The organism is Sporosarcina sp. PTS2304, from assembly GCF_003351785.1.
Taxonomy (GTDB): domain Bacteria; phylum Bacillota; class Bacilli; order Bacillales_A; family Planococcaceae; genus Sporosarcina.
The window spans coordinates 3,464,554-3,479,410 of the sequence record NZ_CP031230.1; the positions used below are offsets into that span (position 1 = coordinate 3,464,554).

General features: G+C 42.6%; 14 protein-coding genes. 9 read left to right on the forward strand and 5 right to left on the reverse strand.

Features of this window, described 5'->3' with window-relative positions:
- Positions 1–320: 320 nt before the first annotated feature.
- Entirely contained in the window at positions 321–1,943 is a 1,623-nt protein-coding gene (locus DV702_RS16610) for a pectate lyase-like adhesive domain-containing protein (protein ID WP_114925761.1), read from the forward strand.
- A 60-nt stretch (positions 1,944–2,003) separates the two neighbouring features.
- Complete coding sequence (locus DV702_RS17260) at positions 2,004–2,135, forward strand: hypothetical protein (RefSeq protein WP_256359810.1); 132 nt, start codon at positions 2,004–2,006, stop codon at positions 2,133–2,135.
- 18 nt (positions 2,136–2,153) lie between these two features.
- Here the strand turns inward: DV702_RS17260 and DV702_RS16615 are convergent, their stop codons facing one another.
- Genes DV702_RS16615 through DV702_RS16625 form a run of 3 tightly spaced genes read right to left on the reverse strand, consistent with a single transcriptional unit; the run spans position 2,154 to position 4,506 of the window.
- Positions 2,154–3,749, reverse strand: a complete 1,596-nt coding sequence (locus tag DV702_RS16615; protein WP_114925495.1) for an IS66 family transposase — start codon at positions 3,747–3,749, stop codon at positions 2,154–2,156.
- Positions 3,750–3,809: 60 nt separating this feature from the next.
- Positions 3,810–4,169, reverse strand: a complete 360-nt coding sequence (gene tnpB / locus DV702_RS16620) for an IS66 family insertion sequence element accessory protein TnpB (RefSeq protein WP_114922868.1) — start codon at positions 4,167–4,169, stop codon at positions 3,810–3,812.
- A complete protein-coding gene (locus DV702_RS16625) occupies positions 4,159–4,506 on the reverse strand; it encodes an IS66 family insertion sequence element accessory protein TnpA (protein ID WP_114923005.1) in 348 nt (115 codons plus the stop codon). Before DV702_RS16625 ends, tnpB begins: the two co-directional genes overlap by 11 nt.
- 706 nt (positions 4,507–5,212) lie before the next feature.
- Here DV702_RS16625 and DV702_RS16985 point away from each other — a divergent pair.
- The 4 genes from DV702_RS16985 to DV702_RS17265 all read left to right on the forward strand — a co-directional run bounded on the left by DV702_RS16985 (position 5,213) and on the right by DV702_RS17265 (position 9,451).
- Positions 5,213–5,368 (forward strand): hypothetical protein, encoded by a 156-nt coding sequence (locus DV702_RS16985; RefSeq protein WP_162805855.1) that lies wholly within the window; start codon positions 5,213–5,215, stop codon positions 5,366–5,368.
- A 76-nt stretch (positions 5,369–5,444) separates the two neighbouring features.
- A complete protein-coding gene (locus DV702_RS16630) occupies positions 5,445–6,626 on the forward strand; it encodes an Ig-like domain-containing protein (protein WP_114925762.1) in 1,182 nt (393 codons plus the stop codon).
- A 764-nt stretch (positions 6,627–7,390) separates the two neighbouring features.
- Positions 7,391–9,217 carry a X2-like carbohydrate binding domain-containing protein gene (locus DV702_RS16635; protein ID WP_114925763.1) on the forward strand — a complete coding sequence of 609 codons (1,827 nt, stop codon included), beginning with the start codon at positions 7,391–7,393 and terminating at the stop codon, positions 9,215–9,217.
- Between the two features lie 105 nt (positions 9,218–9,322).
- A complete protein-coding gene (locus DV702_RS17265; protein ID WP_256359811.1) occupies positions 9,323–9,451 on the forward strand; it encodes a hypothetical protein in 129 nt (42 codons plus the stop codon).
- Positions 9,452–9,756: 305 nt separating this feature from the next.
- Here DV702_RS17265 and DV702_RS16640 read toward each other — a convergent pair whose 3' ends face one another.
- Positions 9,757–9,966 carry a hypothetical protein gene (locus DV702_RS16640; RefSeq protein WP_114925764.1) on the reverse strand — a complete coding sequence of 70 codons (210 nt, stop codon included), beginning with the start codon at positions 9,964–9,966 and terminating at the stop codon, positions 9,757–9,759.
- A 70-nt stretch (positions 9,967–10,036) separates the two neighbouring features.
- Positions 10,037–11,422, reverse strand: coding sequence for an Ig-like domain-containing protein (locus tag DV702_RS16645; RefSeq protein WP_114925765.1), 1,386 nt, complete (start codon positions 11,420–11,422; stop codon positions 10,037–10,039).
- A 192-nt stretch (positions 11,423–11,614) separates the two neighbouring features.
- Here DV702_RS16645 and DV702_RS16650 point away from each other — a divergent pair, with 192 nt between their 5' ends.
- From DV702_RS16650 to DV702_RS16660, 3 genes are all read left to right on the forward strand, one after another.
- Complete coding sequence (locus tag DV702_RS16650) at positions 11,615–12,052, forward strand: hypothetical protein (RefSeq protein WP_114925766.1); 438 nt, start codon at positions 11,615–11,617, stop codon at positions 12,050–12,052.
- Between the two features lie 533 nt (positions 12,053–12,585).
- Entirely contained in the window at positions 12,586–13,488 is a 903-nt protein-coding gene (locus tag DV702_RS16655; protein ID WP_114925767.1) for an Ig-like domain-containing domain, read from the forward strand.
- A 268-nt stretch (positions 13,489–13,756) separates the two neighbouring features.
- A complete protein-coding gene (locus tag DV702_RS16660) occupies positions 13,757–14,740 on the forward strand; it encodes a 3-oxoacyl-ACP synthase III family protein (protein WP_114925768.1) in 984 nt (327 codons plus the stop codon).
- The last annotated feature ends 117 nt before the right edge of the window (positions 14,741–14,857 follow it).

Here is a 14,857-nt window from a genome sequence, read left to right on the forward strand (position 1 = left end):
TTTGGATTTAGAAGCGATAGAGCGAACTAACAATATGAGTATCAAAATAAAGTGGTCTAACTACCTAAAGTGATAAGAATCAATATAAAACTAATGGCATTATAAACTGTAAAAATATAGGTGGTTTTAATTATTTGTTGTGCTATACTGGATACGGGGAAATAAGATATAAAGAATTACCGCTGACGGCACGCCGTATGCGATGAAAGTCGCCTGTACGGTGTAGGCCCGAAACGAAGGCTGCAGTTTTTGCAGTATAAGACGGGAATAGCGCAGAAGATTTAATCAATACTTCCGGCGGCACATACACAGGAGATATCGTGTTAAATGCTACTGGTGATGGGGCAACGAATTATGGTCCTGAAACAGGGACTAGAATGATTACTGGAAATGTAACGATTAACGGTAATACAACTGGTACAGTCAACTTAAGAAATCTAAACATCACAGGCGATTTGACGATCAATACGCCGAATGGTCATGTGACTGGTGCATCGACACTAACAATTGATGGTCAAACGAATATCGACGCTGTAAGCAGTACGTCATTTGTCAGCCAAGCTACACATACAGATGGCATTGTGATTACAGATGGAAATGGTGCATCCATTGACTTGAGTGGAAGTGCAAGCAGTGCTGACGTTACAGTAGACACAGATGGAACGGTTCGATTGCTTGGAAGTTTCACGGGCACTGTTACAGTTACGAAAGCTGCGAAACTAGTGATTGATGAAGGTGCGACTGTAAGCAGTATAGTAGTAGAAGAAGGCGCAACAGGCACAACAATCGACAATCAAGGCAATATTGCTGAGTTAACAGCAAACGCAACTGTTGAAGTGACAGGAAATGCTCCTGAAGCTATCGACGGAAACGCTGAAAACATTTCCGGTGCAATTAGTGTTACAGACCAGTCTTCATTGGAAGCTGCTTTGGCAAATACTAACGTAACAACTATTGTTCTTGCGAATGACATTGTTACGAACAAGCAATTGCTCGTAACGTCAGAAGGACAAAAGATTGACGGAAAAGGTAAGACAATTAGCGCGGCGACAGACATGACGTACGCAAACCCTAACAAAACTGTATTGACTGTTTTGAATGCTAACAACGTAGAGATTTCTAACTTGACTGTTGACGCATCTAACGTGAATACACCTAGTAAATGGGACGGTGTGTATGCAGCTCAAGTATACACTTCAACAGGTGTACAGCTTTCTAACGTCACGTTGAAAAAAGCGGACGCAGGTCTGTTAGTGAATGGATCGGCTGTAACTGCGACTAATCTTACAACATCTACCAATGAATTCGGTGGAGTGGAAGTCTCTCAAGGTAGTGCTGTCACGACTCCGGCTGAATTAACTGTTCGTGGTACGAGCAATCATGATGAAGATGTACATCTTTGGACGGTTGGAGACAACGCTTCTGTAGTGGATTCAGGTACTCAATATAAATCCGCAGCAGATATTCGCTCAAATAAAACAGGATTCACTAACTACATTTTAGCGTCAGAAGATCGTTTCATTCCACACTCTGGCCCTGAAGCTCCGAAGAACGGATTGAAAGAGAAAGCAGTTAGCGATGTCACAGCAAACAAAGCAACATTTTTAGTAGCTGGTCTTTTGAATGATTCTAATCAACAAAAGCCAGTACCGCTAGCAGAAGCAAAAACTTGGATTGACGAGAAATATAAAGTTAATTTCAATGCAGACGCTATCGTCGTTACAGACGGTAATATTAAAATTACTGGATCTGTATTAAGTACGGAAGATTGGTATAAAATCAAGGCGAACGGTGATAAAAAGATACCATACCGTATCACTTTATTAAAAGACGATACTACAGCTGGCAACGCGACTGCAGCTAATAAAGTTATTAAAGTGGCAATGTACGTAGATGGCACGGCAGTATTAAACAACGTTGATAACAGTGTAGTTACTCAATAATCAACTATATTTGAAAAAGAAAGTCCTCTAAACGAGCAATCGGTTAGAGGGCTTTCTTTGTTGGTTTCGCTCATAGCATGTGCATTTGCGCTCATAGAATATGGGTTTCCGCTCATAGCGTCCACATTCGCGCTCATAGTAAGCGTCAAAAGAACCACACCTTCAAATGAGATGTGGTTCTCTTTATACTAGATAAGTATATATGTTGATTTATATTCCTTCTTTACCTTGATAACACTGTTCAGGCAAAGTCGAAGACCAAGGCATCAGTTGTTCCAACTGTTCGTCATCTGCCAGATCTAAGTTAGGCAGCTTTTCAAGAAGATACGTTAAATAGTGAGGGACATGCAGCTGATTTTCTTTCGCAGTTACGATCAGGCTGTACATTCTTGCGCTCGCTGTTGCGCCTCTAGGTGTGACCGAGAAGAGCCAGTTCTTTCGGCCGATCACAAACGGCTTGATGCTTCGTTCGGCACGGTTATTATCTATCTCCAGATAACCATCTAGAAATGGCTGCCTCAATTTCTTTTCCTGATTGACGGCATATGTTAGCGCCTCACCAAGCTTGCTTTTCGGCAGTACATCTATTCGGACAGTTTTTACCCAGGCGAAAAAAGCCTCCACTAGGGGCTCAATTTTTTTCTTGCGTACCTCAAGCCGTTCGGAAGGAGTAAGCTCCTTTATTTCTGATTCCGCTCCATAAATCTTGCCGATTTGGTTGACTGCTTCCTCTGTCAGCGTACGCCGCCTCTTCGATTTTTTCGGAATGGCGCGCAGGGCTTCATCAAATTTTCGGCGCAAATGTGCCCAACAGCCTGATAGCCGTACACTTTGCAGGCTTTCGTAAGCCTTATAACCATCTACATGAAGCGTACCAGCATAGCCTTCCAGAAATTGTTTCGGGTATTCCGATCCCCGACCAGGCTGGTAGTCATACACCACGCAAGGGACATCAAACTTCCCGGTACGGTACAGCCACATATAGGAAGTGGTAGAGGGACTGCGTCCTTTTTCACGCAAGACCTGCACACTGGTTTCGTCTGCATGAAGGTAGTCGGCTGACAAAATACGCTGTCGCATATTCTCATAGAGCGGTTCAAACCACCGATCGGACACATTCATTAACCAATTGGAGAGGGTCTGCCTTGAAAGCGGCGCGCCTGCCTGTCGAAAAACTTCCTCTAACCGATAGAGCGGCATGCCGAACAAGTATTTTTGAGTAATCAAAAATGACAGGATCGAGGGCGAGGCCATACTTTTTGGCAATACCGGATTGGGCATTGGTGCCTGAACAATCGGTGTCTGGATGCCTTCTTGATCGCAATGCCTGCAGGCATAGACTTCCCGTTCGTGTTCGACGACTTTCACTTGTGCTGGGATAACCACGAGTTCGCGGCGAACTTCTTTTTTCATGACATGCATTGGGTGACCGCAATCTAAACAAGCCTGCTCCTCTGGGGGCAAGCTGTATGTCACACTCTCCACCGGCAGATCGGCAGAGAAAGTCGTGCGTGTTTCCCGTGGAGTTTTTTTCGCAGGTGAAGATCCCGAAATCACCTCTTCAGGTTCTGAAGATGGTTCAGCAGAAGCATCTAGCAGTGCTTCTGCTTCATTAAACAATTCCATCTCCATCTGGCCTTTCGGTGCCTTTTCGCTGGAGCGTCCAAATTCCTTACTTTTTTTCAAACGAAACTGCTCCTCGTACCAAGACACCAAAGCGGACAATCTCGCGACTTCTTGTTCCAACACAGTTACACGGTCATTCTGTTCAGTTGTATGGGATGAGATCTTCTGATTAGTTTTCATAAAAGTAAAATTCGCCAAAAGCTGACAAAGTCCTTCTGCTTTTTAAAAAAACTTTGTGATTTATACGATTTTGTTTCCCAGTATACGGGGGAAGACTTTTCCTTCTTCAATAGTCAATCCATCGAGCATCCATTGAAGCTGGCGCGGGCTGATAGACGTGGTTTCTTCTTCTTGGCCGTCAGGCCAGTGAAAGCGGCCAGTTTCCAGTCGCCGGTAGTACAACCAGAAGCCATTGTAGTCCCAGTGCAGGATTTTTAAACGGTCGCGATCCCGGTTACAAAAGATAAATAAATTGGAGGAACACGGATTTGCCTGAAAGGTTTCCTGCACCTTCGCAGACAGACCATCAATGGACAGCCGCATATCCGTTGCGCCATGTGCCAGATAAATCCCCTGAATACCTTCCAGATTAATTCGCATCAGCCAACACCTCCAGTAACTCTTGTACCAGTTCGCGGTCGAAGCCGCTGCTGATCACTAATTTGTAGTCCCGATAATGAAGATCTACTGTGGAAGAAGGAAGGGCGACCGCAACAGATGACCAAGTGGTTTTGGATTCCAAAAATTCTCCTTTGCGTGTATCCTCCGGAGAGAGCCGCCTCCGTGCTTTTGCGAATTGATCATAGGAGAAATCGCTTTGTCTTCTGACCCACTCGGCCATATTTTCTCCACTTCGTCGCCACTCTTCGATGATTTCTGTCCATTCCAAATCGGTTTTACTGTGCTCAGCCAAGGGCTGAAGGGTTGGTTCATTCATTTCTCTACTTCCTTTCCAATAAGCTAGTCATAGTTTCTCATTAAAAGAGGAAGAGAGGAATGTGTCCTTCTTTTGACGCTTACCGCTCATAGAACATGGGTTTCGCTCATAGCGTCCGCGTTCGCGCTCATAGAACATGGGTTCCGCTCATAGCGTCCACATTCGCGCTCAAAGAACATGCGTTTCGCTCATAGAACGCGCCACCACGCTCATAGACCATAGAAAGTGATGTCTGTCTATCCATACAAGTCCTACACGAATCAAACAATTCACCAAAATCCAGAATGTCTTCATTTGATCTACTTATTATCAGATGGAGGCTTTCTATTCTCAACATATTCAGTACTTTTTCATAAATTTGTTACTATAAAGTAATAGGAATAAAGCTTTTCATGGCAACGTTTCAGCAAGATCAAAATAAAATTTATTGCATTAAATATTGTTATTATAATTGTCTGAACATATAATGAACTCAGGGGAAATAAGTTGTAAACGTACCATTGACGGATCGCCGTGTGCGGTGAAAGTCGCTTGCACGGTGAAGGCTCGTTATAAAACACAGTGATGTGTATAAGACGAGAATAGCGTAATAAGTAATGCAGCAACATTTACTACGGCAATTGCGGGAGCATCTCCAATTGCTGGACCACTTACGATTGGAGGAGATATAGCGAACGGAACTGTATTTGATCTTGGGGGTAAAACGGTGACGAACTTGACGATCAATCTGAGGGGGTTATCAGCTGGAGAAGCGATTACATTATCGAATGGTGCTATAACTAATTTAACGATTTACGACAAACAAAATGTAACATTAGATGTGAATTCTGTTAGTCCTATTACAAATATTACCACATATTAAATTATTAAATAACGGTGGAAGGGTGTACTTTTAGCCCTCCACCCTTTTTATCACAACATCAAAAGGAGGGACACGCATGATCAGGAAAAGGAAATCTACAACATATGCAGTGTTATCGACAGTCGCTTTCACTGCCATGATTGGAACACCGGCCATAATAGCGGAGGCGGCAATCGTATTTTCTGGAACTACGACTGTACAAGGAGAAATACGAATTACAACACCGACGCAGCTAACAGATCAGACGGGAAGTGGCGCTTTAAACAATGCTACGGTTATTCTAGCACCGACTCTTCCAGTTAGTAGTTTTGATTTAACAGGTATAAATCCAGCGAATCTTGTAATTGAGAATAATAATGTAGGAATCTTAACGGTATCGCCAGCACAGAATATAACCGTGACGCTAGCACCTGGAGTAATAAACTCACCAGCTGTTATCGGTGGTGGGATCGTCACATTTGTCTCACCACAAACGGCACCGACTAATTTAACAGGGGTAGCTCCAACTGTTATGGACAATGACGGGAAGATTACGGGTACAACAGTAGCTATGGAATACCGTCTGAAAGGTGCTGCGTCATTTACGCCTGTAACAGCAACGGAAATTACGGGGATTGTAGCGGGAAAATATGAAGTCCGATTTGCAGCAAAACCAGGTTATGCAGCTGGAGCTATTACAGAAGTTCTTGTGCCTGCCTATTCCGGCCCGCCAGCGATTCCGGTAACAGGAATTACGTTAGATCAATCGAATGTAGCTGATTTGGAAGTAGGATCAGGTGCAATTGAAGCAAAAAAGACCGTTCAATTAACTGCAGCAGTAGCACCAGCCAATGCAACAAATCAATCGGTTACATGGACATCAAGTAATCCAGCAGTAGCAACGGTTAGCAACACGGGTCTCGTTACAGCAATAAGCGCTGGTAACACAACGATTTCAGCAACTACTGTCAATGGTAAAATAGCGACGAGTGCGATTACCGTCACAACTAAAACAGCCGTAACATCAGCAACTATTACAGGAACAGAACAGGTAGATCAAACACTTACGGCAATCGTAAATGGTGATGCAACCAATCCAACGTATCAATGGCAAGTGGCTGATACAATAAATGGTCCTTATACAAATATTGCTGGTGCGATTGATTCAACGTTTGTAGTAACTGCAGCACAGGAAGGTAAATTCATACGTGTTGTGATTAGCGGGGCAAACGAATCGAAAGTAACAAGTGATAGTACAACAGCAATCACTCCTAAATAAAACAAAACGAAACGTTACTTAATAAGCTAGCAAATACGCTAGTGAAATAAGTGGAAATGAGCTATGTCCAGACATGTTTACAACATGAGGGCTACATCATTTCTAACTATTCCATCGAATAGATAGGTGCAATTCCTATTCTTGCAAAACAGTCAAATAAGCAAGTGCCTAATCCTCCTGGGTCCAGTGATGTGCTAGTACACAGTAAGGGGCTAAGTCAGGTGAAGTCGTACTCGAGTAGAGGCGGGGTTCTTTAAAAGACAGCTATGGTTAGGTAGACGAATCCATGTAGGCAGGGTGAGCTAATGAATACTGCGAAAGTTGCTAGGAGTTCAGTATTCATCCACATATCTGAAATGATAGGTTGGAGATTGGAAGAATTGACTGTTAAACTAGTCTTTCTCACACCTGATAAAATAGTGGAAACCTAAGGCTGTCAAAATAAGGGATAGATGGAATGGAACGTTTGAAGTCTAATCAGAAGAGGTGGATTAGCACCTGTGAGGCTGATTAGATGGCAGCGAGTTCATAGTAGTGTGGATAGCTAGCCGCTTGGACTTGCATGGTAACATGTGAGAAGGATAAAACTAGCAGGAGCGAAGGGACTCAGTCAGTGAATAGCTGACGGATCGCCGTGTGCGGTGAAAGCCGCCTGCATGGTGAAGGCTCGAAACGAAAGCTGCGAATGTGCAGTATAAGTCGAGAATAGTGATTACACGACAAACTCAAGCTTAGATACAACAACCGCAAACTTCGACAAAAAAGTGAGCGCTCAAGCCGACGTCACCACCACGGTCAACTTTGGAAAAAATGCCAATAACACAACTGCAACCGTCAGCGCGGTAAAAGTAGGCGGAACCACATTAACAGCGGGAACGGACTACACGTTAGGGGGGAATACGCTAACGATAAAGAAAGAATACTTAGCGTCCAAAGCAGTTGGTCCCGTTGCGGTAGCCGTAGAATTTTCATCAGGTACAGCCGCCACGTTAACAGTGACGGTATCTGACACGACGGACTACACAACGAATTCCACATTGGGCCAAACAACCGCGAACTTCGACAAAAAAGCGAGCGTTCAAGCCGACGTCACTACTACGATCAACTTTGGAAAAAATGCTAATAACACAACAGCAACCGTCAGCGCGGTAAAAGTAGGCGGAACAACATTAACAGCGGGAACGGACTACACGTTAGCGGGGACTACGCTAACGATAAAGAAAGAATATCTGGCGACTAAAGCAGTCGGTCCCGTTGCAGTAGCCGTAGAATTTTCATCAGGTACAGCCGCCACGTTAACAGTGACGGTAGCTGACACGACCGACTACACAACGAATTCCACATTAAGCCAAACGACCGCAACTTTCGACAAAAAAGCGAGCGCTCAAGCCGACGTCACCACCACGGTCAACTTTGGAAAAAATGCCAATAACACAACGGCAACCGTCAGCGCGGTAAAAGTAGGCGGAACAACATTAACAGCGGGAACGGACTACACGTTAGCAGGAACTACGCTAACGATAAAGAAAGAATACTTAGCGTCCAAAGCTGTTGGTCCCGTTGCGGTAGCCGTAGAATTCTCATCAGGCACGGCGGCCACATTAACAGTGACGGTATCTGACACGACGGACTACACAACGAATTCCACATTGAGCCAAACGACCGCAACCTTCGATAAAAAAGCGAGCGCTCAAGCCGACATCACCACCACGGTCAACTTTGGAAAAAATGCCAATAACACAATGGCAACCGTCAGCGCGGTAAAAGTAGGCGGAACAACATTAACAGCGGGAACGGATTACACATTAGCAGGAACTACGCTAACGATAAAGAAAGAATACTTAGCGTCCAAAGCAGTTGGTCCCGTTGCGGTAGCCGTAGAATTTTCATCAGGTACACCAGCACAAATAACAATCACTGTTGAAGATACGACAGTAATAACTCCACAAGTAAGTATTGAAAGTAAAACAATTCAAAGTTTAGATTTTTCTACAACATATGATAGTCCCGCAACATTAGTCGGAAAAACATTAACAACAAGTCAATTTTCGCAATCACCTAAAAATTTCACATTAGAAGTAGAAACACCTGAAGGAACTAAAAGCTTGCCAATTAAATTAAATTGGAATTTGTCTACAGAAGTTCCGTGGGGTGATGGGATATCCGGTGTTATTAATTCAGAAGCTCAAATGAAATTTGGAGTGTATGGTTATCCACTCGTTTCATGGAAAAATATCAATGATGAAAAAGCATTTAATGTTGTTACGTTGGCAACTGGTAGTGCAGTTAAGATAAGTGCCACTGGACCCGATGCATCATATTTCTTCACTCAATTATCAGCTCAAGGAACAGATGAAGATACTTCTAAAAACCGTACTTTCACAGTAAATGATGGCACAACAACCGTTACAATTTTATTGGAAGGGCAGTTTGCAACTATAGACCAACTGATTGATGAGATCAATTATTATTTGACTCTTGAAAATGTCTCGGTAGTAGCTGAAAAAGTAAATGAAACAAAATTCAAACTTACATCCAATAGCGGCACTTTAGTAATAGGGGGTAGTCATAAAACTGATTTTTTTGAATGAGATTCGATATATGTGTACCCAAAAAATTCAATGTAATACAAGATGCCTTCATTTGATCTACTTATGGTCAGGTGGAGGCTTTCTATTTTTTAGAAAATCGAATTAGTGTTTAAACTATATGAAAACATAGGACATGGATTTCCGCTCATAGCGTCCACATTCGCGCTCATAGAACATGCGTTTCCGCTCATAGCGTCCACATTCGCGCTCATAGAACATGGGTTTCGCTCATAGCGTCCGCATTCGCGCTCATAGAACATGTGTTTCCGCTCATAGCGTCCGCATTCGCGCTCATAGAACATGCGTTTCGCTCATAACGTCCACACTCGCGCTCATAGAACATGGGTTTCCGCTCATAGCGTCCACATTCGCGCTCATAGAACATGGGTTTCGCTCATAGCGTCCGCGTTCGCGCTCATAGAACATGCGTTTCGCTCATAGCGTCCACATTCGCGCTCATAGAACATGCGTTTCGCTCATAACGTCCACACTCGCGCTCATAGAACATGTGTTTCCGCTCATAGCGTCCACATTCGCGCTCATAGAACATGCGTTTCGCTCATAGCGTCCGCATTCGCGCTCATAGAACATGTGTTTCCGCTCATAGCGTCCGCATTCGCGCTCATAGAACATGCGTTTCGCTCATAGCGTCCGCATTCGCGCTCATAGAACATGCGTTTCCGCTCATAGCGTCCACATTCGCGCTCATAGCCTAACTCTTCAACTAAATTAGCCTCCTGATCATTCATCAGGAGGCTTTTCCTAGTATTTAAAAATTATCATCTACGTTACGCACTACTTTAGCTACATAAACTCCGTCTATTCCAACGCCACACCACTCCAGTCAAACCAGATCGTCTGCAGGGCGTTGCGTCCGGAACCTTTATAAGATTTTCCGTCAGCCGCCATGACGAATAAAATGTCTCCATGATTACCTGGTTCTTCAAACGTACCGGATAGAGTTTTTCCTGAGACGGTTCCTTGGATAGTGCCGGATATCTGTCCGATGCCACCACCATATGATCCTGTTACGGTATTGCCGGTTTGTGTCATGATCATTGTTCCATATTTCGTATACCAAGCACCGGTATAATCAGTTTGTACAGCAGTTGTCGGTGTAAGAGAGACGGTCGCGGACGGGGCAGATTCACCGGTACTGTACAGCGCGGTTACTTTAAAATAATACGGTATATCGTTTTTTAGGCCGCTAATGGTAATTTCTGAATCATCTACAATCAGCGCATGTCCGTGAGGCAATGTATAACGTTTGAAATTTTGGTCATCGCCTTCGCTCATGTAGAGATAATAGCCAAGAAATGTAGGATCGATAATGTTGTACCAGTCCAATGAAACTGTGCCGTCGTGTGCAAATGCTGTCAATCCTTTTGGTGATTCTCCTACTGTTGGGGAGGGATCAGAAGATTGCGCGATAGTGAATGCCATTTTGACGTTTTCTTTTAATGGCTTGTTAGTAGCCTGTTGTTGGACAGTATTCTTAATATAGAGCGTGTAAGACTTTCCGGGTTCATAGCCAGCAACAGGTGGTTCGACGAGCAGGATGTTATCGGTTTCTCCTTTTTTGAATGTAGCGAGCATTTTCTGTCCATCGTCAGCTAATACGAATACGTTGTCAGCAGTTACTGTAGAAAGATTAAACGGTTTGTTGAACGTCACTTTCCATACTTTGTTTGTCGCTATATTGTTTTGGCGTGCCAGTTCCTTCCACTGTTCTGTCGGATCAGGTGCGGCTTCTGTTTCGATTGCATACTCGAAGTATACTTTTGTCGGCAGGATCTCTGTAATACGAATTTTAGCGAGTTGATTGTCATGGGTTTTAATGAGGTAGGTCGTAGGTTGCATAGTGAATGAATTCTTCCATTTTCCTTTATAATCGGCTGCGTTGATCGGCGTCTGTAAAGAGACGTCTGTTCCAAGCTCAATGATGGCATTCGCGCCGATAGCACCATACTGATTGATGACCAAGTCGGCCATTGAGGGATTGGTAACAGCTTTTCCGTCTGTTAGATTCCATCCACCCCGGTCTAGTACATCTCCCGACCAATTCAATGTGTACGGATGAAGCGGCTGGTAAGTCCCTTTTGTTGTTTCTGAGAAGTGGGTGAGTCCGTTGGCATAAGCGTGCTGTGTAAAAATAGCTGATAAAATTAACACGATGAACAGTAATGAAGCGCGTAATTTTCTCATTTAATTTCCTCCTTTTATTTATAATATACTTCTATTTTACTATTTTTATATTCATGATACAAAACTATTCTGAAATATTTGATAACATACCTATGCATTGAAATGTCGTACTATCATCATTCATTTTTCTGTACACAAGAAATATACGTATGTACAATGGAAAAAGAATAGCAATAGGAGGGATAGTTACTTATGAAAAAATTGTTGGTAATGGCTATGTTTTTAGTGCTCGCAGTTGCTTTAGCTGCTTGTTCAGACAAAAATGAGCCTGCAAAAGGAGATTCACCAGAAGGAGATACGCAAGCACAAGTTGCGGTAATCGAGAAATTCATTGATATTACGTACTTCGATGAGGGAACGTACGAAGATTTCAAGGCGCTGTATGCAGATCCGGAAAATGTGAATACAAAAGAGGAGTTTGATGAGTTCCGGAAAAATAATGATCCTAAACAGACATTTCCTATAGATTCTGATAAACCGGAAGATATTAAGAAGCATTTAGTCGTTAAGGAAATTGATGAGAACAATGCTGAAGTGTATTGGGTGAAAGATTTGAAGGACGAAAAGAAAGAAGAAGCTACTTCTGTTTGGGCAGTTACTAAAGTGGATGGGGAATGGAAAGTTAACTAAGGACGTAACATCATTCAACTGCGCAGTTTTGGGAAGTTTTTTCAGTAACAGGTAAAGATCAGTTGACTGCAACAGACATTATCGTCTATAACCGTTTGGTGGTGGATGAACCAGAAATATTAAGGTGTCTGTACATCACATAATGGACTGTGAAAACTCTTTCGCTCGTATCGATAAAAAAGTATTCCTTCAAGGTTGGATTGGAGGATGCAGCAAATACCTACAGCGCGATGAAAACTAGTAATTCCATTATTCTCACGCAAAAGATCACGGCAAACGAATAATTCACAAAGTGTAGAGCTTTCTGATCGAGAAATCGATTAGACAGCTCTTTTTTAAGGTTCTTTATCAAATAACGTGAATGAATTCCTTCACCTTCTTTGGGCTCATAAGAATATCAATTTAAAATCATTTACGTTTCGTTCAAAGACAAAGAGGATAGATAGACCTATATTTTATTTAGTGACATGTCGAAAAAAAAGCGTATGATGAAAATATATAAACTAAAACTACTCGACTAAGGGGGAATTCACATGAAAAAACTAGTCACGCCGATCCTTACTGCTATTTTGACAGCGACTATCTTGTTGTCGTCAGGACTACTAGCGTCTGCACAATCGGTAAAACAACAAACATCACAGTATTATAACCAGAATGAACAACGACAGAAACCAGTTACCAACAGCAATCAACCAAATGGTCAGGGCACTCATAATTCAGTAGATAAAGGGGCTCAAAATCAACTGTTGTCCATTGACCGTCAATTGTTGAAGATAGACTCATTAATTGTAATGTACGATGAAAAGTTCAATAAGATGACGCAAAACAAAACTATGCAGAAAATGAAAGATATAAAAGCAGGCCTAGTGAAGCAAGCAGAGGTAGTTGATAAAGACGAAGACGTGGAAGGTGTCGTAGAGACATTTACTGACTACAAAGGGAAGTTTAATTCGCTCAGTCATCGTCTAGATAGTATTGTACGTCAACTTGACTCGCTTGCTAGCCGCTTGTCGGATACTAGTCAACTAGTCTCTCGTTATGAGAAAATCGAACAACTTCGCGCACAATTAATAGCCGTTTCAGAAAAAGTTAACGGAGTCCAGAAAGTCGTCACAGACCGCATAGAAGAAGAAAAAGATGCAGAAGTGAAGCCAGAAGAGCCGATCGACAACATAGTGAAACCTTGGCGAATCTCTTTCAACAAACCACTTGATGACCAAGCATTAGCTGAATTGCACGTTGTAGTTGTCGATTCACTAGGCAATCTCATCGCTACTGACATAGTATATGATGCATTGACCAAGTCTATTATTATTACACCACAGCAGCCATATGCAGTCGGCGAACGCTATACACTGTTTATCGACAAAAACATCAAAAGTCATTCAGGGAAGACGCTAAAAAAATCTATTAAGAAAACATTTTATATTCGGTAAGTACTCATACTGTCCAGAAAATCAGCAAGACTGAATTTCTGTGGCAGTTTTTTTGTAAATGGGGCTTTGAGTATACTATGAGCGTTCGTATATATTTAGTGATTACTTTTTACTGATTTCTATCTAACATACGCAGCGATGCAAATGCTATAATTGAAACGTTACGTCATGGAATTGATGCGGAGAAAACTACTTTCTGGCATTTATATACACCATCGAATAAAACGAATGACACAAAATGAGATACATAGCAGAAAGGCGGACAATCATGGGATTCAGCAGAATTAAAGCAATTGAGTATTATTTACCGAAAAATACAGAACAAAATGATGCAAATAATAGAACAGTAAAGAAGGTAGGGATTTTTCAAAAACATATCGCCGCAGAAGATGAATTTGCTTCCGATTTAGCTGTCCAAGCTGCGGAACAATTATTTGAGAAACATTCGATTGAACGAGAGTCTATTGAGTACGTTTTATATTGTACGCAGTCGCCAGATTATTTCTTACCTACAACAGCTTGTTTAATTCAAGAACGACTTGGGTTGAATAATTCGGTTGGTGCGTTGGATTTCAATTTAGGCTGTTCGGGTTTTGTCTATGGGCTTTCTATGGCAAAAGGGCTGATCGAATCTGGACAAGTGAAGAATGTTTTGCTGTTGACGGGAGAGACGTATAGCAAGTTCGTCAATCCGAAAGATCGAAGTGTACAATTGTTGTTTGGCGATGCCGGCTCTGCGACACTGATTGAGGCTTCGGATGTGGCTGGATTGCATCATTTTGCTTTTGGCACAGACGGTTCGGGTGCGAAAAATCTGATCGTACCTTACGGCGGCATGAGAAATAGAGAACATGCTGTGGAGCTGATCGAGGAAGAGGACGCGTACGGCAATGTTCGCCATCAAGGGAACTTATATATGAAAGGATCGGCCGTGTTCAACTTCACATCACGAGAAATACCGAAGTCGATAGATCAATTTTTTGAAAAGCACAGTTTACAGTTTACTGATTTCGACAAAATCATATTCCATCAAGCGAATCTTTATATGTTGAACTCGTTGAGAGATAAAATGAGCATACCGGAAGATAAGTTCGTGACAGATTTTGAGGATTGCGGAAACACCGTATCTGCAACGATCCCCATTGCGTTGAAGAGGCAGATTGACAATGGAGAGATCCAGCGAGGCGACCACATACTGTTAGTAGGCTTCGGCGTAGGCTATTCTTGGGCGATCGGTTCCATGCATTATTAATGTACATATTTTTTTGTGGAGGTAATTGCAAGCCCTTATTCGTGAATGAAGAACCCGCTATTGCCTGTGTGGGGGAAACTTGCATTTGAAAAGCAGACAGTAGGACACTGGAACGGG

Excerpts from the sequence above, each read along its gene's own strand:
- DV702_RS16625 (WP_114923005.1), bottom strand. The coding sequence starts at position 4,506 with ATGAATGAACCAACCCTTCAGCCCTTGGCTGAGCACAGTAAAACCGAT.
- tnpB (WP_114922868.1), bottom strand. The coding sequence starts at position 4,169 with ATGCGAATTAATCTGGAAGGTATTCAGGGGATTTATCTGGCACATGGC.
- DV702_RS16660 (WP_114925768.1), top strand. The coding sequence starts at position 13,757 with ATGGGATTCAGCAGAATTAAAGCAATTGAGTATTATTTACCGAAAAAT.
- DV702_RS16630 (WP_114925762.1), top strand. The coding sequence starts at position 5,445 with ATGATCAGGAAAAGGAAATCTACAACATATGCAGTGTTATCGACAGTC.
- DV702_RS16655 (WP_114925767.1), top strand. The coding sequence starts at position 12,586 with ATGAAAAAACTAGTCACGCCGATCCTTACTGCTATTTTGACAGCGACT.
- DV702_RS16615 (WP_114925495.1), bottom strand. The coding sequence starts at position 3,749 with ATGAAAACTAATCAGAAGATCTCATCCCATACAACTGAACAGAATGAC.
- DV702_RS16650 (WP_114925766.1), top strand. The coding sequence starts at position 11,615 with ATGAAAAAATTGTTGGTAATGGCTATGTTTTTAGTGCTCGCAGTTGCT.
- DV702_RS16645 (WP_114925765.1), bottom strand. The coding sequence starts at position 11,422 with ATGAGAAAATTACGCGCTTCATTACTGTTCATCGTGTTAATTTTATCA.
- DV702_RS16640 (WP_114925764.1), bottom strand. The coding sequence starts at position 9,966 with ATGAATGATCAGGAGGCTAATTTAGTTGAAGAGTTAGGCTATGAGCGC.